This window comes from Pseudomonas sp. AU12215, from assembly GCF_001675465.2.
GTDB lineage: Bacteria > Pseudomonadota > Gammaproteobacteria > Pseudomonadales > Pseudomonadaceae > Pseudomonas > Pseudomonas nitroreducens.
In genome coordinates this window covers 1-231 of record NZ_MACM02000109.1, presented here as the reverse complement: position 1 = coordinate 231, position 231 = coordinate 1, and the positions used below count along the sequence as shown (strand labels likewise).

The window sequence follows — 231 nt, the reverse complement described above, 5'->3', positions numbered from 1 at the left end:
CTTCCTTGAGCGACAAGTGGGTTTCGACGCTGGGTGGTGGTTCGGTCGCGGCCAGGCGCGCCACGACATTGAGGATGTGTTCGGCGCTCAGGCTGCCGCTTTCCAGTACCAGCTCAACAGCCACCAGCACCGCATCGAGCCCGGCGACCGGTACGGCAGCCAGAACTTGCGCCATGATCCGGTCACCGCCGGCATGACGCCCCAGACCGTGCTTAAGCTGACGCAGCGGCG

Annotated in this window: 1 pseudogene; it reads right to left on the bottom strand. The window is 65.8% G+C overall.

Annotation, left to right across the window (positions count from 1 at the left end):
- Window positions 1–231: pseudogene (locus A9513_RS14685) on the bottom strand (IS21 family transposase); the annotation flags it as partial.